Raw genomic sequence first — 17,085 nt, forward strand, 5'->3', positions numbered from 1 at the left:
TTTAAAAGATTTTTATTTATTAATTTTTTATGGCTATAATACGAAACAACAAATTTTATTATTAAGGAATTATTATGTTTGAACTTAGAAAACTTCCATTTGATGCAAATAGCAATGCAGTAGTTAGCGCAAAAACCTGTGAATACCACTACGGCAAGCATCATGCAACTTACGTAGCAAATTTAAACAATCTTATAAAAGATACAAAATTTGCTAACGCATCTTTTTATGAAATTCTAACAAATAGCGAAGGTGGGCTTTATAACAACGTTGCTCAAGTTTACAACCACGACTTTTACTGGGACTGCATCGCTAAAAAAAGCGAGATGTCAAGCGAGCTAAAAGCTGCGATCGAAGCAAATTTTGCAAATTTCAAAGAGGAATTTTTAAAAGCAGCTACAACGCTTTTTGGCTCAGGCTGGGCGTGGCTTGTATTTGATCCAAGCAGTAAAAAGCTAGAGATCGTACAAACTAGCAATGCAAAAACTCCAGTGAGCGACGGCAAAGTACCGCTTCTAGTTGTTGATGTTTGGGAGCATGCTTACTACATCGACAACTTCAACGCTCGTCCAAAATACCTAGAGACTTTTTATGAGAATATAAACTGGGAATTTGTAAGCAAAGCTTACGAGTGGGCGCTAAAAGAGGGCCTTGGCTCAGTTGAGTTTTACACAAAAGAGCTTCATAAATAATATCTGGCGGGGCTTTCCCGCCTTTAAATTTCTGCTTTTATCTAATTTTAAAATCATCAAATTTGTCAGCAAAAACTACCTTGTTTTAAAAGAAATTGCAACTTCAAAAATGGCTCAAAATTTTGTTTTAGCAAACAATTTCTCTTAAATTTAAAGCTAGCGTGAGCTAATTCAACTTCAAATTCTACTTTGTTGAAAATTTTAAACCGCTGCTAAATTTATAAGCCAAAGCCACGTTAATGTTTAAAAAAGAATAACTCCCAAGTGCCTATGGTACTCTTTTGGTACTCTAACGCGTGCTTGCGAAATAGTAAAATGGCAAAAAACTAGACTTATAGCTTGCCCTATTGCAACCAAGTAAATATTCTATTTAATTTACAAAAGCCAGAGTGAAATACTTCGCTTTTAAGATTAAAACTATCATGATATTAAAGAAAGGTGGGGCAATATTTACTGCTTTAAAAATACTACGGGTAACTATTTCATATCAGGCAAGGGTAGCTTAAATTTCAAAGCCACCTTGCCAAATTTACTCAATTTATCTTTTTGAAGTGTATAAATTTATACCATTTTGTAAGCGTTTTAGCCCCTCAAGCACTCTGGCTCTTTGGGTTGCGATATTCATACGGAGGAAAAATCTATCTCCCCTGTAAGCATTGCCATCATTTAGCCAAAGTCCAGCTTTATCACGCAAGAAATTCATAAAGTCGCTCGAATCCTCGCAAAACGCGCTACAATCAAGCCACAAAAGATAAGTCGCATTTGAAGGCAGAAGTTTTACTGGTAAATTTTGCTCTTTTATAAAATTTATAACGATTTTTTTGTTTTCAAAAAGATACTCCCTAAGCTCATCAAGCCATGTTTGACTATCGTTAAATGCCGCTATTGTCGCAGTTATTGCAAATGCGTTTGCCTCACCTATCTCATCATAATTTACAGCCGCATTTATTCTTGCACGTATCTGCTCATTTGGCGTGATGATGGCTGAGCTTTGAAGGCCAGCTATGTTAAAGGCTTTTGTAGGCGAGATGCATGTGATTGAGTTATTTTTACACTCTTCACTAACGCTAATAAATGGAACATAGCTTAGACCAGGATCAGTTATGTCGCAGTGGATCTCATCGCTGATAACCAAAACATCATGCTTATAGCAAAGCTCGCCTATTTTTTTAAGCGTCTCTTTGTCCCAAATTTTTCCTATTGGATTGTGTGGATTGCAAAGAAGCATCATAGTTGTTAGTGGTTGAGCTAGCTTTGCTTCAAGGTCTTCAAAATCAATCTCATAAGAGCCATCTTTATAGACAAGGTCATTTGATAAAATTTCACGGCCATTATTTTTGATGCAGTTAAAAAATACGTGATAGACGGGAGCTTGAACTAAAATTTGATCTCCTGGATTGCTAAATCTTCTAATCGTAGTAGAAATCGCTGGTATAACGCCAGTGCAAAAGCACATCCATTCGTTTTCAAAGCTAACATTATGACGCCTCTTCCACCAGCCTTTAATCGCTTCGTTCCACTCTTTTGGGATAAATGAGTAGCCAAAGACGCCATTATCAAGACGCTTTTGTAGGGCATTTAAAATTTCAGGTGCAGCCTTAAAATCCATATCAGCAACCCACATTGGCAAAACATCATTTTTCATTCGCCATTTTGATGAGTTAGTGCCATCTCTGCTAATAAGCGTATCAAAATCGTACTTCATAGCTTTTCCTTAAAATAAAATTTTAAATCAATTATAACCCAAAAGATACTAATATAATTTGAAATTTTCTCTCAATTTAATATTTCAAAAGGAAAAATGATGAAATTAGCTCAGGCTCTCATTTTAAGAGCTGATACACAAAAACGTTTAGAGCAGCTAAAAGGTAGGTTACTCGATAATGCAAAAATGCAAGAAAATGAAAGACCTAGTGAAGATCCAAAACTTCTTTTAAAAGAGCTTGATAGGCTAAGCGATGAGCTATTTAGACTGATCTTGGCTATAAATTTAACAAACTCAAGTGCAAAATTTGAAGGCGCGAGTCTAACTGAAATGATCGCTAAAAAAGATACGCTAAGCCAAAAAGCAAGTGTACTTAGGGATTTTGCCAAAAGCGCAAGCCAAAAGGTCGATCTTTACTCAAATAGTGAGATAAAAATTTTAAGTAGTGTTGATGTGGCTATGCTTCAAAAGCAAATAGACGAGCTATCCAAAGAGATCAGAGAGCTAGATATGAAGCTACAAGAGGCAAACTGGCAAGTTGATCTTGTAGAGTAAAATTTATGGTGAAAATGTAGCTAAAGGCGAGTAAAAAGAAAAATTTATTAGGCTTGCGGGGAGAGAGCAAAAGTTTAAATTTATCCCAGCAATTTAAAAAATGCATTCTTAAAAATAAATGTTACTACCACTTACTGATTTAGCTACGTTTTGGGTGGGTTTGGGGAAGATTAATCTTTATTATGTAAGATTTCATAAATTTTTAAAAGGAAATTTATGAAACTTGACACCTTGATCGTAAAGGGCATTGAAGCTAAGAATAATCCAAATAAAGCGGTCATTCCGCCTATTTTTTTAGCAAGTACATTTGTGCAAGATGATCTTGAAAATTTTCAAGAATTTGCATATTCACGTGGCAACAACCCTACAAAAAAAGCATTTGATGAAATTTTTGCAAAGGTTGAAGGCAGCAAATACGCTTTTAGCTTTGGTTCGGGCATGGCAGCAACAGCAGCTGCACTTAGCCTTATAAAAACGAGACAAAAGGTCCTACTAAATAGCAATGTTTATGGCGGCACTTATAGATATGTCACGACTGTTTTTGAAAGCCACGGCATAAAGAGCGAATTTATAGATGATCTAAATTTTTTAAGCGAAGATGATATAAGTGACGATGTGGCAGCGATATTCATCGAAACTCCGTCAAATCCTCTCTTAAGAGTGACAGATATCGCTAGAATTTCAAAGATCGCTCACAAAAAAGGCGCTCTAGTCATCGTGGATAACACATTTTTAACGCCTTATTATCAAAGAGTGCTTGATCATGGAGCTGATATCGTGGTTTATAGCGCTACAAAGTATATCGGTGGACACGCTGATGTGATCGCTGGTATCGTCACGCTAAACGATGATGCTTTGGCTGATAAGATAAAATTTGCTAAAAACACACTTGGTGGCATCATAAGCCCGATGGACGCATACTACCTAATACGTGGGCTTAAAACGCTTAGCGTTAGGTTTGATAGACAAACGCAAAATACTCATAAAATAATTAAATTTTTACAGAATAATGACGCCGTTAGCGTGGTGCATTTTGCCGGCTCATATAGCGAGCAAGAGGCAAAGATGCAAGAGGCTCAAGCAAGCGACATTGGTGCACTTATCTCATTTGAGTTAGATGAAAAATATGATGTAAATAAATTTGTAAAAGCACTAGAAATTTTTGATCTAGCAGTGAGCCTTGGCGGCGTAGAAAGCCTCATTTGCAGGCCTGCGACGATGACACATGAGGCATATCCAAAAGAGGCGCTAGATAAGATCGGCATAAAGCAAAACTTGCTTCGCCTAGCAATCGGTATCGAAAACGCTGATGATCTAATAGCAGATCTTGATCAAGCATTTAAAAAAGCAAAAAAATAATAAAGGAGATAGATATGGCAACTACAAAATTTAAAGGTAGTGAGGTAAATTTAAGTGGAAACGAGGTCTTTGTAGGCTCTTATGCGCCTGAAGCAAAAGTCGTAGCACAAGATCTTAGCGAGTTTAGTGTAGGTGGAAATAATGGCGTAGAAGTCCTTGTTTGCTTACCATCACTTGATACCGGCGTTTGCGCAGCAGAGGCTCGTAAATTTAACGAAAAAGTAGCTGGCAAACACGGCGTAAAACTAAGCATCATTTCAAATGATTTGCCATTTGCGATGGGTAGATTTTGCACGACTGAAGGCATAGCAAATTTACATGTTGGAAGTGACTTTAGATACGGAGAATTTGCTAAAAACTATGGCGTTTTAATGAGCGATGGCCCACTAAAAGGACTACTTGCAAGAGCGGTATTTGTCATCAATGATGGCGTAATAATTCACAAACAAATCGTCCCTGAAGTGACAGAAGAGCCAAACTACGATGCTGTATTTGATGCTATTAAAAGTAGTGGTAGTTGTGATTGTGGCTGCCATTAAAAAGGACGTTATCTAAGCATCTATTTGATGCTTAGATAATTAATCTTAGTCAAATAGAGATTTTTCAAAAGATTTTACTACAAAGCTTTTTCTATGAAAGCTTGAATAGCCAAACTTAGCAATGGCTTCTAAATGTGCCTTTGTGCCGTATCCTTTGTGCCCAGCAAAGCCGTACTTTGAGTAAATTTTATCCCAGCCTTTCATCAAACTATCACGGCTAACCTTAGCTAATATGCTAGCAGCGCTTACCCCAGCGACTTTGCTGTCAGCTTTTATCATCGTTGTGATACCAACGCCATAGTCTAAATTTCCATCATAAATGATCTCAAAACCCTCAAAGTGCGCCTTAAAAATTTTGAGCGCTCGTCTTAAGCACTCACTTAGCCCAAGTTCGTCTATTTGCGCATTTGAGAAGTAGATGATGAGAAAATTTGAGCTTTTTATGATCTCTTTAAAAAGCTCCTCACGCTTTTTTGCGGTTAGTTTTTTGGAGTCGTTTAGGCCTGAAATTTCTTTATTAAGCACGCAGGCCGCTACGCTTAAAGGCCCAGCTAAAGCCCCACGTCCAGCCTCATCTATGCCACAAATTTTTACCATTAAAGCCCGATTTCATCGCTAAAGTAAGGTCTTAGCTCATCAAGTGGCACGCTAATTTGCTCCTCGTTTAAAAAGGTAAGCCCAAGTGGCGAAAGTACAAAATTTTCGCTAACACCTGCTGTTGCGAGGATTGCTTTTAGATGAGGGTCGTTCATATCTTTAAAAATCTGCTTTAACTTTAGCTTTTTGTTGGTTTTAAGTAAGACGACATCGCAGCTAGTTTTATTATTTTTATAGGTGCAGATGCTTTTTATTTTGTCATTTATATAGTAGATGTTATCTAGGCTCTCAAATTGGTTATTTGGCCATTTTTTACGCTCACTTTTTAGGTCATAAAGTATCGAGAGTAATTTATTTTTATTTTTTTTAGCCGATTCTTTGGCAAATATATCGTTAATTATAGCTTCGTATCTCGTGCCGTTTGCTTCGGTCATTTGTATGCCAATATTTAGCATTTCATACTCTTTTTCTTTTTTGATAGTCGCATTATAGGCTTTGTTTTTAACGATTATTTTGCCCTTTAGCTCGCCATTTTCATTTTTAACGTCTAAATTTATCTTATCAGATACAGCATTTAGCGATGAAATTTCACTGCTATTTTGCTCAAGATTACCTTTTTCGTAGTCGTATTTTGTACCATCAAAAAAGATATGTCCGCTTATCTTGGCCGGCACTTTAAAGCTCTTGCTTTGCTTGAAATTTTCAAATTCATCTTTAAAATAGTTCATATAAACTTCAAATTTTATACCATTTGCCTCACCAATAAATTTATAAAATTTTGCCCAGTTTTCGTGATTTATCTCATAGCCAAATAAGCTTACTATAAGTATAAAAATCCCAATAAATGCTCTCATGTCCGTCCTTCATAGTTTTGTTGATTATAGCTTCTTTACTTTAAGCTTTTAAAACAATAATCAAATAAAGGTTTAAATTCATAAACCTAGACTCCACCTAGAAAATGGCAAAATTTCGCATTTTATGCCCTCAAAGCTAAGCTCAGCTTGGTTTGCGACGCTAATTATTTGAAGCTTACTTACACCCAGCTCTTTTAAGCTTGCGTGGAGTTTTTTAAATTTCAAAAAGATGATCTCTGGTGCAGAAAACGGCACACAGATGATCGCAATCTTCCTTTTATTAAGGAAGAAATCAATATCTTTTGTATAAAAAATCTGCTCGTTAAATTTGGCTAGCTCGCAAAAAACAGTGTTGTTAAAATTTTTAGCAAAGTCCTTTTTTAGGCTTATCGCGCTTTTAAATGCAAAGTCGTTAAAATAAAGCCTTTTCGCGGCGTTTGGCTCGTTAAATTTTTCTACTAGGCTAACCGCACTCATGTTTTCCAGCTCGCTAAGCGCGCCGTAAACGCTATCTTTTGAGATTTTGCGGGCGGATTTTAGCGTACTAAAAATCTCAAAAACGCTCACGTTTTGCGCCTGAGCTTTCGCGCACTCTTTTAGTACGGCTAGCTGTGTGTCGGAGAGTGAGGATTTTAGCGCGGTTTGTAGATTTACCGTAACATTTTCGGCGTCGCAAAAGGCCGACGCGGGGCTCCTGCCGTGAAGCAAAAAGTGGCTAAAAAGCGTCTCTGGATCGATCTTTTTTGAAAAAAATGCGATAAACTCTTCGTAGTCTAAAAAATCCAAATTTAGCTCGCTAAAGCCATTTAAATTTGCGTCTTTAAACCCAGAGGCGACGATAAAATTTTGCAAATTTAGCTCTAAAATCGGCCCAAATTTATCCCAAAATTTCTGCTCGAAATCATCGATCGCTAGAATTTTTATCTGCGGATTTTGGCGTAAAAACTCGGGCAAATTTGACAAAATATCATCCGCGTCTATGCGAAGGTCGCCTAAATTTACATATAAATACTCTTTGCTCTCAAATGCCGATAAAAAGCCCGTGACGAGCGAGGTTTTGCCGCTTCCTATGCCGCCTTTTATCAGCGTTTTGGGTGCGGTGATCTCAAATTTTCTATTTATAAATTTGACGTTTTTTGGCGGATTTTGATAAAGCGCGTTTAGAGTTTGCATTTTTAGCCTTTAAAATTTGGAAAATTATAGCGAAGTTTCCTTGTAAAGAGGAAAGTAATTAAAATTTGGCGCCAAAAAACAAGGACAAATTTAATGATTTTTAAGTAGGAAGGGGATAGAATGTATTAAATTTATTTTAAGGGAGCAATGTGTCGGACAATTCAGTCAATGAAAACGAAGCCTCTACCCAAAAAGGCGGAGAGGATGGCAAGAAAGATGGCGAAACACGAAACGTAAAAGATGACAAAAAAAATGAAGCTTTCGTTCAGGTTTCTTTGTCGATTTTTAGCGGTATTATCGGCGGTATAGCTACAAATATATTAGACGGAAAAGTTTCGTGCTTAAGCATTGTAGTTATTATAGTCGTCGGTTATATCATTCACAAAGTGATAACTTGCCGCGATAAACTAGATGAAAAGATAGGGGTTCCTATCTTGATAGGCTTATTGCTTGTAGTAATACTTATATTTGCGTGTTTGGCGCATTGGGTGCAAAAATAATTTCAAAGGATAAAAATGAAAAAAGCTATTTTAGTTTTGGTGGTTTTGGCAAATTTAGTATCTGCAGGAGGAGAAAATTTTTCAGAGAATAAAAAGGAGTGCGAGGGCGGAAGTGTCTATACTTGTCTTAGTTATGGCGAAAGCTATCTTTTTGGTAGAGATTTTGGCTCTCGCGATAATATTCCTAGGGATTATATAAAAGCAAAATTTTTCCTTGAAAAAGCTTGCAAAAAAGATAACGTTAAAAAAGAGGATAAGTTTTTTGTTAGAGAGGCTTACTTTTACCTAGGATATATGTATCTTGAAGGGCTAGGCGTTGAGAAAGACGATAAAAAAGCTTTTGAATTATTCAACACGGCTTATGACGGCAAGCTTGATGAGTTGTATTATAGATTAGGAGAGATGTATTTTAGAGGGTACGATGTATATAGTTTTAGAAAAGTGCGCGAAGATGGAGAAAAAAGTAGAGAGTATTATGACAAGTCTTGCGACGACGGATATCCGTATGCGTGCAATGATATAGCTACAATTCTTTATAAATATGATCACGTATGATCACGAAAATGACGAAGCTGCACAATACTATAAGAAAACTTGCGAGCTTATAAAGAAGAATGATTCTGACGTAAAAAAAGATTTACAAGAAGCTTGCGATATGTATGAATTGCTAAAATAGTCCAAATTTTACCCGAGTCAGATTTGTACTCGGGTAAACCAGCTCGAATTTATTAAAAATAAAATTTAAATTTCTAGCTTCAGATTTTCCTCTAAATTTATAAAAGCTTCCTTATTAAAAGGAAATAATTAATCAAAATTCATCAAAAAATAACGTTTTTCTTGACAACTATAATGGCTTTTTTGTAAAATCCCTATCTCTTTACGAAAGACCTATGTCTTGCTCGTACGATCGCTTGATCCTATGCGGGTTATTTTGATGTAAAGAGGTCGCGAGTTTGCGACAAGTTCTTTTTAAAGGAAAACACATGGAAAGAATCAGGTTAAAGCTAAAAGCTTACGACCATAGAGTTCTAGACCGCACTGTTGCAGCAATCGTAGAAGCTGTCAAACGAACAGGTGCCGACGTTCGTGGCCCGGTACCAATGCCTACAAAGATCAAACGCTATACAGTCTTAAAATCTCCACACATCAACAAAGACTCACGTGAGCAGTTTGAGATGAGAATACACGCTCGTATGCTTGACATCGTAGCTGCTACTCCAGAAACTGTAGATAGCCTAACAAAACTCGACCTAGCTCCAGAAGTTAATGTCGAAGTTCGTGCGATGAAATAAGCGGACAAAAGGATAAGAGTATGGAATATATTGTAGAAAAAATAGGCATGAGTAGAACGATTGCCACGAAGAGTACGCCAGTTACACTACTTAAGCTAGTTGAGGCTAAAGTATGTGAGATCGACGAAAACAAACGTGCTATCGTAGCATATGCCCACACTAAAGCAAGCAACAAAGCTATCGCTGGTCAGCAAAAGAAATACAATCTGACTGCAGAATTTAACAAATTTGCTACGCTTGAAGTAGCCAATAGCGAAGTTGGAAACCTAGACTTTACGCCATTAAATGAGGCTAAAATTTTAAAAGTTAGCTTTAACTCAAAAGGTAGAGGCTACCAAGGTGTGGTAAAAAGACATGGTTTCGGTGGTGGTCCAAAAAGCCACGGCTCACGTTTCCACAGACGCCACGGTTCAATCGGTAACTGCGAATGGCCAGGTCGTGTTCAACCAGGTATGAAAATGGCAGGACACATGGGCAATGAGAAAGTTACTGTTAAAAACGAGCTAATAAGCTTTGACGCTCAAAATGGCATCGTAGTTGTAAAAGGTTGCGTTCCTGGTCACAATGGTGCAATGGGTAAAATAAGGATTGTAAAATGAGTAAAATTCACGTATTAAACGATAAATTTGAAAATTCAGGCGAGTTAGAGCTTCCTGCAAGCTACGCTGAAGTAAATCCGCACAACCTATATCTTTATGTAAAATCTTACCTTGCTGGTATAAGAGCAAATACGGCTCATACTAAAAGCCGTGCTTTTGTAAGCGGTGGTGGTAAAAAACCATGGAGACAAAAAGGACGTGGTGGTGCAAGAGCGGGTTCAACTAGAACTAACGTTTGGGTAGGCGGTGCAGTTGCATTTGGTCCAACAAACGAGAAAAACTATTTTCAAAAAGTCAATAAAAAACAAAAAAGACTAGCTCTTGAGTACGCTTTGGCAGTAAAAGCACAAGATGGTAAAATTTTCGCAGTAGATAGCATCTCAATCGAGTCTGGAAAGACAAAAGATGCAGCTAATATCATCAAAAATCTAAAAGTAAAAGACGCACTTATCGTTAAAGATTTACTAGACGATAAAACACTACTTGCTTTTAGAAATTTAGCAAACTGCTATGTAGTAGATGCAAATGAGGTAAATGCTTATCTTGTCTCTACATTTAGTTCGGTTATCATTGAAAAAGCTGCACTAAAAACTATAACAAAAGAGGGCTAAAATGGCGGATATAACTGATATCAAAACAATTATTTATACAGAAAAAACTCTAGGCCTTCAAGAACAAGGCGTTGTTGTTATCCAAACTTCACCAAGAGTTACAAAAAACAGCTTAAAAGCGGTTTTACAAGAGTATTTTGGAGTAACGCCTGTTCGCGTAAATTCACTTAGAATTAGCGGCAAGGTTAAGCGTTTTAGAGGAAGAGCAGGCCAACGTGACGAGATAAAGAAATTCTACGTTAAGTTACCTGAAGGCGTAAGCCTAGAAAATACGGAGGCGTAAGATGGCTATAAAATCATATAAACCATATACACCTAGTCGTAGATATATGACTGGACTAAGCTCTGAAGATATAACAGCTAAACCAAGCGTTAGAAGCTTGCTTGTTAAACTACCTGCAACTGGTGGTAGAAACAATAATGGTCGTATAACTTCAAGACACAAAGAAGCAGGTGCAAAAAAACTTTATCGTATCATCGACTTTAAACGTCGCAAATTTGGTATAGAGGGTAAAGTTGAAGCGATCGAGTACGATCCAAACAGAAACTGCCGTATCGCTCTTATAGCTTACAAAGATGGTGAAAAACGCTATATCATTAGACCAAATGGCCTAAATGTTGGCGATGTTATCGCATCTATCGATGAGGGTTCACTAGATATTAAGCCAGGCAACGCTATGAAACTAAGATTTATCCCAGTTGGTACTATCGTTCATAACGTAGAGCTAAAACCTGGTAAAGGCGCTCAGATAGCTCGTTCAGCTGGTGGTTATGCTCAGCTAATGGGTAAAGAAGAGAAGTATGTTATCTTAAGAATGCCAAGTGGCGAGATGAGACAAGTACTAGCTGAGTGTATGGCAAGTATCGGTGTAGTTGGCAACGAAGACTGGGCTAACATTACTATCGGTAAAGCTGGACGTAATCGCTACCGCGGTGTTCGCCCACAAACACGTGGTTCTGCTATGAACCCAGTTGATCACCCACACGGCGGTGGTGAAGGTAAGAAAAATTCAGGCCGTCACCCAGTTACTCCATGGGGTAAACCAACTAAAGGTGCTAAGACTCGCCGTAAAAAAGCTAGCGATAAGCTTATAATTTCAAGAAGGAAAGGAAAATAGAGATGGCAAGATCACTCAAAAAAGGTCCTTTCGTAGATGATCATGTAATGAAAAAAGTTATTGCCGCAAAAAATGCAAACGATAACAAACCAATCAAAACTTGGTCAAGACGTAGCACGATTGTACCTGAAATGATTGGACTAACATTTAACGTTCATAATGGCAAGAGCTTTATTCCTGTATATGTTACAGAAAATCATATAGGCTATAAACTTGGCGAATTTGCTCCAACACGCACATTTAAGGGTCACAAAGGCTCAGTGCAAAAGAAAATCGGCAAGTAAGGGGAGATAATATGAGTAAAGCAATTATAAAATTCGTAAGACTTTCTCCTACAAAAGCAAGACTTATAGCAAGAGAAGTTCAAGGCATGAATGCCGAGCTAGCACTTGCAAGCTTGCAATTTATGCCAAATCGTGGTGCTAAATTTATAGCAAACGCTATTAGCTCAGCAGTAGCAAATGGCGGATTTGAGCCAGAAGAGGTTGTAGTAACTAGTTGCCGCGTTGACGCTGGTCCTGTATTAAAGAGATTTAGACCAAGAGCAAGAGGAACAGCGAGCAAAATTCGCAAACCTACTTCTCATGTAATGGTAGAAGTATCTAAACCTGAAAAGAAGGAAGCATAATATGGGACAAAAAGTAAATCCAATAGGTCTTAGACTAGGAATTAACCGCAACTGGGAATCTAGATGGTTTCCAACCAAACAAAGTCTTCCTGAAAATATCGGTGAAGATTACAAAATTCGTGCATTTTTAAAGAAAAAACTTTACTATGCAGGAATTAGCCAAATTCTAATCGAAAGAACGGCTAAAAAACTTCGTGTAACCGTAGTTGCAGCTCGTCCTGGTATCATCATCGGCAAAAAAGGTCAAGATGTTGAAAACCTAAAGAATGAAGTTAGCAAACTTATCGGTAAAGAAGTAAATGTAAATATCAAAGAAGAAAGAAAAGCTCAAGCTTCAGCTCAACTTGCTGCTGAAAACGTAGCTATGCAACTTGAAAAGCGTGTCGCATTTAGACGTGCTATGAAAAAAGTTATCCAAGGCGCTCAAAAATCAGGTGCTAAAGGTATCAAAATTTCAGTTGCTGGTCGTTTAGGTGGTGCTGAGATGGCAAGAACCGAGTGGTATCTAGAAGGTCGCGTTCCGCTTCATACTCTTAGAGCAAAGATCGATTACGGTGTAGCTGAGGCTCATACGACTTATGGAAACATAGGTATTAAAGTATGGATTTTTAAAGGTGAGGTTCTTCAAAAAGGTGTTCAACCTGAGAAAACTGAAGAAGAGGCGCCTAAGAAAACACGTAGAGCAAGAAGAGGTAAATAATTATGTTGATGCCTAAAAGAACGAAATTTCGTAAGCAAATGAAAGGTCGCAACCGTGGTTATGCGACTCGTGGAGCATCTTTAGCAACTGGCGAATTTGCACTTAAAGCTGTTGAAGCTGGTAGAATAAATTCTCGCCAAATAGAAGCTGCTCGTCAAGCTCTAACTCGTCATGTAAAAAGACAGGCTAAAATTTGGATTAGGGTTTTCCCTGATAAGCCACTTACTAAAAAACCTCTACAAACTCGTATGGGTAAAGGTAAGGCTGGAGTTGAAGAGTGGGTTATGAATATCAAACCTGGTCGTATAATATTTGAAATGGCTGGTGTTAGCGAAGAGTTGGCTCGTGAAGCTCTAACTTTGGCTTTACACAAACTTCCTTTCAAATCAAAATTTGTAACGCGAGAGAGTGAAAATGAAATATACTGAGTTAAAAGATAAGAGCGTTGCAGAATTAAACGCGTTGCTAAAAGAGAAAAAGGTGCTTTTATTTACTTTAAGACAAAAGCTAAAAACTATGCAGTTAAGCAACCCTAATGAGATTAGTGCTGTTCGCAAAGAGATAGCTCAGATCAACACTGCAATTAGTGCAACAAGACAAGGGGCGTAAAATGGCATTAAAAAGAGAAATTCAAGGTGTTGTTTTACAAAAAGCTGGAGATAAAACAGCTACTATTTTGGTAGAAAGACGCGTTATGCATCCAAGATACCATAAATTTGTAAAACGCTTTAAAAAATATTTAGTTCACGATGAGAAAAATGAGACAAGAGCAGGCGATACGGTTGTTGCGATCGAGTGCAGACCACTTTCAGCTCGCAAGAATTTTCGCTTAAAAGCTGTATTGGCAAAGGGAGTTGAGTAATGATTCAAAGTTTTACAAGACTTGCAGTTGCTGATAATAGTGGTGCAAAAGAGTTAATGTGTATAAAAGTTCTTGGCGGCAGCAAAAGAAGATACGCTACACTTGGCGATATCATAGTTTGCTCTGTTAAAAAAGCTCTTCCAAATGGTAAGATCAAAAAAGGACAAGTTGTAAAAGCTGTTGTTGTAAGAACTAAAAAAGAGGTTCAAAGAGATAATGGTTCGCTAATCCGCTTTGACGAGAATGCAGCTGTTATACTTGATAGCAAAAAAGAGCCAGTCGGCACTCGTATTTTTGGACCAGTTGGACGTGAAGTTAGATATGCTAACTTTATGAAGATTGTTTCGCTAGCTCCGGAGGTTTTATAATGGCTAATGTAAAATTTAAAGTCAAAAAAGGCGATACTGTTAAGATCATCGCTGGTGACGATAAAGGCAAAACTGGTAAAATTTTAGCAGTTCTTGCAAAAAAAGGTCAGGTTGTAGTTGAGGGATGCAAAGTAGCTAAAAAAGCTATCAAACCAAGCGAAAAAACTCCAAATGGTGGTCACGTAAATAAAGAGATGCCAATTGACATATCAAACGTCGCGAAAGTTGAAGGATAAGAGATATGAGTAGATTAAAAGATAAATTTAACGAAACTATCAAGCCAGCTCTCGTAAAAGAATTTGACATCAAAAATCCAATGCTTATCCCTGCACTCGAGAAGATCGTGATCAGTGTAGGTGCTGGAGACTCTGCGAAAGATCAGAAAGTGCTTCAAAATATGGCTGATACCATTTCACTTATCGCTGGACAAAAAGCAGTTATCACTGATGCTAAAAAATCAGTTGCTGGCTTTAAAGTTCGCGAAGGTTTTCCTGTTGGTATCAAAGTAACTTTAAGAAAAGAGCAAATGTATGCTTTCTTAGATAAGCTAATCAGTGTTGCTCTTCCAAGAGTTAAAGACTTCCGTGGTCTTCCAAAAAATGGCTTTGATGGACGTGGAAACTATAACTTTGGTCTTAGCGAGCAGCTAATGTTTCCAGAGGTTGAGTATGATAAAATTTTACGAACTCATGGTATGAATATTACGATTGCTACTACGGCTAAAAACGATAAAGAGGCATTCAAATTGCTAGAGCTATTTGGTGTGCCGTTTGCAAAAGGAAAGTAAAATGGCAAAGAAATCAATGATAGCAAAAGCTGCACGCAAGCCAAAATTTGCGGTTCGTGGCTATACTAGATGCCAAATTTGCGGTCGTCCGCACTCTGTTTATAAAGATTTTGGAATTTGCCGTGTTTGTCTAAGAAAAATGGCTAACGAAGGCCTAATACCTGGTCTTAAAAAAGCAAGTTGGTAAGGAAGAGAAATGTTAAACGATTTAATATCAGATGGATTAACACGCATTAGAAATGCAAGTATGAGAAAGCTTGAAACTGCGAAATTGCTTCATTCTAAGGTTGTTGAGGCTACTCTTTCTATCCTTGCAGCAAAAGGCTATGTAGAGAGCTACAACGTTATCGAAGAAGGTAACAAGAAATTTATAAACGTAGTTTTAAAGTATGATGAGTACGGCAGAAGCGTTATAAACGAGCTTAAAAGGGTTTCAAAACCTGGTCGCCGTGTTTATCAAGGCAAAGACGACATTAAGCGTTTTAAGAATGGTTACGGAACAGTTATCGTTAGCACAAGCAAAGGCGTTATGAGCGGTATTGAAGCAAGTAAAGCTGGCGTTGGCGGCGAAGTTCTTTGTACAGTTTGGTAATAAACTGCATTAAACGCTATTTAACCTTATGATTTTAAGGTTAAATTTTTAGCTTGGTAAAATTTTAGATTTTGCCAAAGCTAAATTTAGAAATTCAAATAAAGGTTTCGTCAAATTTGACGATAAAATTTACGGCATTGTGGTGTTTATTCGTAAATGTAGGAACACCCTAGACAAGTAAAGGAAAAAAATGTCACGTATTGGAAAACAGCCTATCGCTATCCCAAGTGGTGTAGACGTTAGCGTTGAAAATAATGTCCTAAAATTTAAAAAGGGCAATCATATAAAAGAGCTTGACACAAAAGGTCACGTTGATGTCAAGATAGAAAATGGTCATATAGTTTTTGCTCCAAAGGGCGAAGATCGCCAAAGTAGAGCTTACTGGGGAACATATAGAGCACTTGCTAATAATATCGTAACTGGTATCACTGCGGGATTCACTCGCCAGCTTGAGATCAACGGCGTTGGTTACAAAGCAGCTGCAAAAGGTAAAATTTTAGAGCTTTCTCTTGGTTTTTCACACCTTATCAACTATGAGTTACCAGTAGGCATTGAAGCTAGTGTTGAGAAAAACGTTATTACTATCAAAGGTGATGACAAACAAGTAGTGGGCCAAGTGGCTGCTCAAGTTAGAGGATTTAGACCACCTGAGCCATACAAAGGCAAGGGCGTTAAATATATAGAAGAACGTATCATCCGCAAAGCGGGCAAGACATCTAAGAAGTAAGGAGCGGTAAATGACAGCAAAAGTACTAAAAAGAAAAATCGCTCTTAGAATTAAGAGAAAAAGAAGAATCAGAGGTAAAATTTCTGGTGTTGCAACTTGCCCAAGAGTTTCTATTTTTAAATCAAATAGAACTATTTACGTTCAAGCAATTGACGACGTTACAGCTACTACACTAGCTGCAGTTGATGGTAGAAAATTAGGCATAAAAGCAAACAAAGAAGGTGCGGTCACTTTAGCTAAAGAATTTGCTAAGGCTTTAAAAGCTAAGAAGATAGATGTTGCAGTTTTTGATAGAAATGGTTATTTGTATCATGGCGTTATCGCAGCATTTGCTGAAGCTTTAAGAGAAAATGGCATCAAGCTATAACCCAAAGGAAAATCGATGGAAAAATATAATAGAGAAGAATTTGAAGAAGTAATCGTCGATATCGGTCGGGTTACAAAGGTTGTTAAAGGTGGTCGTAGATTTAGATTTACAGCTTTAGTTGTTGTTGGTAATAGAAATGGCCTAGTCGGCTTTGGATATGGCAAAGCTAAAGAGGTGCCAGATGCGATGAGAAAAGCGATTGACGATGCATTTAAAAATATTATCCATGTTAAGATCAAGGGCACAACTATTCCTCACGATGTAGAGGTAAAATACAACGCAAGTAGAATGCTACTTCGCCCAGCTAGCGAGGGTACTGGTGTTATCGCTGGTGGTAGTGCACGTCCTATTATCGAGCTTGCAGGTATTAAGGATATCCTTACTAAATCACTTGGCTCAAACAACTCAGCAAACGTCGTTCGTGCTACTATAAAAGCACTTAGTTTGCTAAAAAGCTAAG

The 17,085-nt window shown here is 37.6% G+C and carries 29 protein-coding genes; 25 read left to right on the forward strand and 4 right to left on the reverse strand.

Annotated features, from left to right (window positions below; all coding sequences use genetic code 11):
* Positions 1-74: 74 nt before the first annotated feature.
* Positions 75-692, forward strand: coding sequence for a superoxide dismutase [Fe] (sodB, locus tag CYP28_RS08645; RefSeq protein ID WP_072595214.1), 618 nt, complete (start codon positions 75-77; stop codon positions 690-692).
* Between the two features lie 538 nt (positions 693-1,230).
* Here the strand turns inward: sodB and CYP28_RS08655 are convergent.
* Positions 1,231-2,397: a MalY/PatB family protein gene (locus CYP28_RS08655; RefSeq protein WP_103593878.1), complete on the reverse strand. Its 1,167-nt coding sequence runs from the start codon at positions 2,395-2,397 to the stop codon at positions 1,231-1,233.
* 99 nt (positions 2,398-2,496) lie between these two features.
* Between CYP28_RS08655 and CYP28_RS08660 the strand changes: the two genes are divergently transcribed.
* The 3 genes from CYP28_RS08660 to tpx all read left to right on the forward strand — a co-directional run bounded on the left by CYP28_RS08660 (position 2,497) and on the right by tpx (position 4,850).
* Positions 2,497-2,952 carry a DIP1984 family protein gene (locus CYP28_RS08660; protein WP_103593879.1) on the forward strand — a complete coding sequence of 152 codons (456 nt, stop codon included), beginning with the start codon at positions 2,497-2,499 and terminating at the stop codon, positions 2,950-2,952.
* A gap of 216 nt (positions 2,953-3,168) precedes the next feature.
* Entirely contained in the window at positions 3,169-4,311 is a 1,143-nt protein-coding gene (locus CYP28_RS08665) for a trans-sulfuration enzyme family protein (protein ID WP_103593880.1), read from the forward strand.
* 14 nt (positions 4,312-4,325) lie between these two features.
* On the forward strand, positions 4,326-4,850 hold the full coding sequence (tpx, locus tag CYP28_RS08670; protein ID WP_103593881.1) for a thiol peroxidase: 525 nt from the start codon (positions 4,326-4,328) through the stop codon (positions 4,848-4,850).
* A gap of 45 nt (positions 4,851-4,895) precedes the next feature.
* Here the strand turns inward: tpx and CYP28_RS08675 are convergent, their stop codons facing one another.
* The 3 genes from CYP28_RS08675 to CYP28_RS08685 all read right to left on the reverse strand — a co-directional run bounded on the left by CYP28_RS08675 (position 4,896) and on the right by CYP28_RS08685 (position 7,474).
* Entirely contained in the window at positions 4,896-5,447 is a 552-nt protein-coding gene (locus CYP28_RS08675; RefSeq protein WP_103593882.1) for a ribonuclease HII, read from the reverse strand.
* A complete protein-coding gene (locus tag CYP28_RS08680) occupies positions 5,447-6,301 on the reverse strand; it encodes an S-adenosylmethionine tRNA ribosyltransferase (protein ID WP_103593883.1) in 855 nt (284 codons plus the stop codon). Before CYP28_RS08680 ends, CYP28_RS08675 begins: the two co-directional genes overlap by 1 nt.
* Positions 6,302-6,379: 78 nt before the next feature.
* Positions 6,380-7,474 (reverse strand): ATP-binding protein, encoded by a 1,095-nt coding sequence (locus CYP28_RS08685; RefSeq protein WP_103593884.1) that lies wholly within the window; start codon positions 7,472-7,474, stop codon positions 6,380-6,382.
* A 149-nt stretch (positions 7,475-7,623) separates the two neighbouring features.
* Between CYP28_RS08685 and CYP28_RS08690 the strand changes: the two genes are divergently transcribed.
* The 21 genes from CYP28_RS08690 to rpsE all read left to right on the forward strand — a co-directional run bounded on the left by CYP28_RS08690 (position 7,624) and on the right by rpsE (position 17,084).
* Positions 7,624-7,974 carry a hypothetical protein gene (locus CYP28_RS08690; protein WP_103593885.1) on the forward strand — a complete coding sequence of 117 codons (351 nt, stop codon included), beginning with the start codon at positions 7,624-7,626 and terminating at the stop codon, positions 7,972-7,974.
* Between the two features lie 15 nt (positions 7,975-7,989).
* Positions 7,990-8,529, forward strand: a complete 540-nt coding sequence (locus tag CYP28_RS08695) for a tetratricopeptide repeat protein (RefSeq protein WP_103593886.1) — start codon at positions 7,990-7,992, stop codon at positions 8,527-8,529.
* A 428-nt stretch (positions 8,530-8,957) separates the two neighbouring features.
* Positions 8,958-9,266 (forward strand): 30S ribosomal protein S10, encoded by a 309-nt coding sequence (rpsJ, locus tag CYP28_RS08700; protein ID WP_009295257.1) that lies wholly within the window; start codon positions 8,958-8,960, stop codon positions 9,264-9,266.
* A gap of 20 nt (positions 9,267-9,286) precedes the next feature.
* Positions 9,287-9,865: a 50S ribosomal protein L3 gene (gene rplC / locus CYP28_RS08705; RefSeq protein ID WP_103593887.1), complete on the forward strand. Its 579-nt coding sequence runs from the start codon at positions 9,287-9,289 to the stop codon at positions 9,863-9,865.
* On the forward strand, positions 9,862-10,476 hold the full coding sequence (rplD, locus tag CYP28_RS08710; protein WP_021092445.1) for a 50S ribosomal protein L4: 615 nt from the start codon (positions 9,862-9,864) through the stop codon (positions 10,474-10,476). The genes rplC and rplD overlap by 4 nt, the downstream gene beginning before the upstream one ends.
* Before the next feature lies 1 nt (position 10,477).
* Positions 10,478-10,759 carry a 50S ribosomal protein L23 gene (locus CYP28_RS08715; RefSeq protein ID WP_002941535.1) on the forward strand — a complete coding sequence of 94 codons (282 nt, stop codon included), beginning with the start codon at positions 10,478-10,480 and terminating at the stop codon, positions 10,757-10,759.
* Between the two features lies 1 nt (position 10,760).
* Positions 10,761-11,594 (forward strand): 50S ribosomal protein L2, encoded by an 834-nt coding sequence (rplB, locus tag CYP28_RS08720; protein WP_103593888.1) that lies wholly within the window; start codon positions 10,761-10,763, stop codon positions 11,592-11,594.
* A 2-nt stretch (positions 11,595-11,596) separates the two neighbouring features.
* Positions 11,597-11,878 carry a 30S ribosomal protein S19 gene (rpsS, locus tag CYP28_RS08725; protein WP_002941639.1) on the forward strand — a complete coding sequence of 94 codons (282 nt, stop codon included), beginning with the start codon at positions 11,597-11,599 and terminating at the stop codon, positions 11,876-11,878.
* Between the two features lie 11 nt (positions 11,879-11,889).
* Positions 11,890-12,222 (forward strand): 50S ribosomal protein L22, encoded by a 333-nt coding sequence (rplV, locus tag CYP28_RS08730; protein ID WP_009295259.1) that lies wholly within the window; start codon positions 11,890-11,892, stop codon positions 12,220-12,222.
* Between the two features lies 1 nt (position 12,223).
* Positions 12,224-12,922: a 30S ribosomal protein S3 gene (gene rpsC / locus CYP28_RS08735; RefSeq protein WP_002941650.1), complete on the forward strand. Its 699-nt coding sequence runs from the start codon at positions 12,224-12,226 to the stop codon at positions 12,920-12,922.
* Between the two features lie 2 nt (positions 12,923-12,924).
* Complete coding sequence (rplP, locus tag CYP28_RS08740) at positions 12,925-13,350, forward strand: 50S ribosomal protein L16 (protein ID WP_021091116.1); 426 nt, start codon at positions 12,925-12,927, stop codon at positions 13,348-13,350.
* Positions 13,337-13,531, forward strand: coding sequence for a 50S ribosomal protein L29 (gene rpmC / locus CYP28_RS08745; protein WP_002941625.1), 195 nt, complete (start codon positions 13,337-13,339; stop codon positions 13,529-13,531). Before rplP ends, rpmC begins: the two co-directional genes overlap by 14 nt.
* Position 13,532: 1 nt before the next feature.
* Positions 13,533-13,784: a 30S ribosomal protein S17 gene (rpsQ, locus tag CYP28_RS08750; RefSeq protein WP_021091107.1), complete on the forward strand. Its 252-nt coding sequence runs from the start codon at positions 13,533-13,535 to the stop codon at positions 13,782-13,784.
* A complete protein-coding gene (gene rplN, locus CYP28_RS08755) occupies positions 13,784-14,152 on the forward strand; it encodes a 50S ribosomal protein L14 (RefSeq protein ID WP_021091075.1) in 369 nt (122 codons plus the stop codon). The genes rpsQ and rplN overlap by 1 nt, the downstream gene beginning before the upstream one ends.
* Entirely contained in the window at positions 14,152-14,388 is a 237-nt protein-coding gene (gene rplX, locus CYP28_RS08760; RefSeq protein ID WP_103571563.1) for a 50S ribosomal protein L24, read from the forward strand. Before rplN ends, rplX begins: the two co-directional genes overlap by 1 nt.
* A 5-nt stretch (positions 14,389-14,393) precedes the next feature.
* Positions 14,394-14,939 (forward strand): 50S ribosomal protein L5, encoded by a 546-nt coding sequence (gene rplE, locus CYP28_RS08765; protein WP_002941643.1) that lies wholly within the window; start codon positions 14,394-14,396, stop codon positions 14,937-14,939.
* A gap of 1 nt (position 14,940) precedes the next feature.
* Positions 14,941-15,126: a type Z 30S ribosomal protein S14 gene (locus CYP28_RS08770; RefSeq protein WP_002941532.1), complete on the forward strand. Its 186-nt coding sequence runs from the start codon at positions 14,941-14,943 to the stop codon at positions 15,124-15,126.
* Between the two features lie 9 nt (positions 15,127-15,135).
* Positions 15,136-15,531, forward strand: a complete 396-nt coding sequence (gene rpsH, locus CYP28_RS08775) for a 30S ribosomal protein S8 (RefSeq protein ID WP_021091129.1) — start codon at positions 15,136-15,138, stop codon at positions 15,529-15,531.
* A gap of 190 nt (positions 15,532-15,721) precedes the next feature.
* Positions 15,722-16,258: a 50S ribosomal protein L6 gene (gene rplF, locus CYP28_RS08780; protein ID WP_103593889.1), complete on the forward strand. Its 537-nt coding sequence runs from the start codon at positions 15,722-15,724 to the stop codon at positions 16,256-16,258.
* Between the two features lie 10 nt (positions 16,259-16,268).
* Complete coding sequence (gene rplR, locus CYP28_RS08785) at positions 16,269-16,625, forward strand: 50S ribosomal protein L18 (protein WP_103593890.1); 357 nt, start codon at positions 16,269-16,271, stop codon at positions 16,623-16,625.
* A gap of 15 nt (positions 16,626-16,640) precedes the next feature.
* The gene (gene rpsE, locus CYP28_RS08790; protein ID WP_002941646.1) at positions 16,641-17,084 is read left to right on the forward strand and encodes a 30S ribosomal protein S5; all 444 of its coding nucleotides are present in this window, start codon (positions 16,641-16,643) and stop codon (positions 17,082-17,084) included.
* Position 17,085 lies beyond the last annotated feature (1 nt).

Origin of the sequence: Campylobacter concisus (assembly GCF_002914195.1) — a bacterium.
In the GTDB taxonomy this organism is placed as follows: Bacteria; Campylobacterota; Campylobacteria; order Campylobacterales; family Campylobacteraceae; genus Campylobacter_A; species Campylobacter_A concisus_M.

Excerpts from the sequence above, each read along its gene's own strand:
- sodB (WP_072595214.1), top strand. The coding sequence starts at position 75 with ATGTTTGAACTTAGAAAACTTCCATTTGATGCAAATAGCAATGCAGTA.
- CYP28_RS08655 (WP_103593878.1), bottom strand. The coding sequence starts at position 2,397 with ATGAAGTACGATTTTGATACGCTTATTAGCAGAGATGGCACTAACTCA.
- CYP28_RS08660 (WP_103593879.1), top strand. The coding sequence starts at position 2,497 with ATGAAATTAGCTCAGGCTCTCATTTTAAGAGCTGATACACAAAAACGT.
- CYP28_RS08665 (WP_103593880.1), top strand. The coding sequence starts at position 3,169 with ATGAAACTTGACACCTTGATCGTAAAGGGCATTGAAGCTAAGAATAAT.
- tpx (WP_103593881.1), top strand. The coding sequence starts at position 4,326 with ATGGCAACTACAAAATTTAAAGGTAGTGAGGTAAATTTAAGTGGAAAC.
- CYP28_RS08675 (WP_103593882.1), bottom strand. The coding sequence starts at position 5,447 with ATGGTAAAAATTTGTGGCATAGATGAGGCTGGACGTGGGGCTTTAGCT.
- CYP28_RS08680 (WP_103593883.1), bottom strand. The coding sequence starts at position 6,301 with ATGAGAGCATTTATTGGGATTTTTATACTTATAGTAAGCTTATTTGGC.
- CYP28_RS08685 (WP_103593884.1), bottom strand. The coding sequence starts at position 7,474 with ATGCAAACTCTAAACGCGCTTTATCAAAATCCGCCAAAAAACGTCAAA.
- CYP28_RS08695 (WP_103593886.1), top strand. The coding sequence starts at position 7,990 with ATGAAAAAAGCTATTTTAGTTTTGGTGGTTTTGGCAAATTTAGTATCT.
- rpsJ (WP_009295257.1), top strand. The coding sequence starts at position 8,958 with ATGGAAAGAATCAGGTTAAAGCTAAAAGCTTACGACCATAGAGTTCTA.
- rplC (WP_103593887.1), top strand. The coding sequence starts at position 9,287 with ATGGAATATATTGTAGAAAAAATAGGCATGAGTAGAACGATTGCCACG.
- rplD (WP_021092445.1), top strand. The coding sequence starts at position 9,862 with ATGAGTAAAATTCACGTATTAAACGATAAATTTGAAAATTCAGGCGAG.
- CYP28_RS08715 (WP_002941535.1), top strand. The coding sequence starts at position 10,478 with ATGGCGGATATAACTGATATCAAAACAATTATTTATACAGAAAAAACT.
- rplB (WP_103593888.1), top strand. The coding sequence starts at position 10,761 with ATGGCTATAAAATCATATAAACCATATACACCTAGTCGTAGATATATG.
- rpsS (WP_002941639.1), top strand. The coding sequence starts at position 11,597 with ATGGCAAGATCACTCAAAAAAGGTCCTTTCGTAGATGATCATGTAATG.
- rplV (WP_009295259.1), top strand. The coding sequence starts at position 11,890 with ATGAGTAAAGCAATTATAAAATTCGTAAGACTTTCTCCTACAAAAGCA.
- rpsC (WP_002941650.1), top strand. The coding sequence starts at position 12,224 with ATGGGACAAAAAGTAAATCCAATAGGTCTTAGACTAGGAATTAACCGC.
- rplP (WP_021091116.1), top strand. The coding sequence starts at position 12,925 with ATGTTGATGCCTAAAAGAACGAAATTTCGTAAGCAAATGAAAGGTCGC.
- rpmC (WP_002941625.1), top strand. The coding sequence starts at position 13,337 with ATGAAATATACTGAGTTAAAAGATAAGAGCGTTGCAGAATTAAACGCG.
- rpsQ (WP_021091107.1), top strand. The coding sequence starts at position 13,533 with ATGGCATTAAAAAGAGAAATTCAAGGTGTTGTTTTACAAAAAGCTGGA.
- rplN (WP_021091075.1), top strand. The coding sequence starts at position 13,784 with ATGATTCAAAGTTTTACAAGACTTGCAGTTGCTGATAATAGTGGTGCA.
- rplX (WP_103571563.1), top strand. The coding sequence starts at position 14,152 with ATGGCTAATGTAAAATTTAAAGTCAAAAAAGGCGATACTGTTAAGATC.
- rplE (WP_002941643.1), top strand. The coding sequence starts at position 14,394 with ATGAGTAGATTAAAAGATAAATTTAACGAAACTATCAAGCCAGCTCTC.
- CYP28_RS08770 (WP_002941532.1), top strand. The coding sequence starts at position 14,941 with ATGGCAAAGAAATCAATGATAGCAAAAGCTGCACGCAAGCCAAAATTT.
- rpsH (WP_021091129.1), top strand. The coding sequence starts at position 15,136 with ATGTTAAACGATTTAATATCAGATGGATTAACACGCATTAGAAATGCA.
- rplF (WP_103593889.1), top strand. The coding sequence starts at position 15,722 with ATGTCACGTATTGGAAAACAGCCTATCGCTATCCCAAGTGGTGTAGAC.
- rplR (WP_103593890.1), top strand. The coding sequence starts at position 16,269 with ATGACAGCAAAAGTACTAAAAAGAAAAATCGCTCTTAGAATTAAGAGA.
- rpsE (WP_002941646.1), top strand. The coding sequence starts at position 16,641 with ATGGAAAAATATAATAGAGAAGAATTTGAAGAAGTAATCGTCGATATC.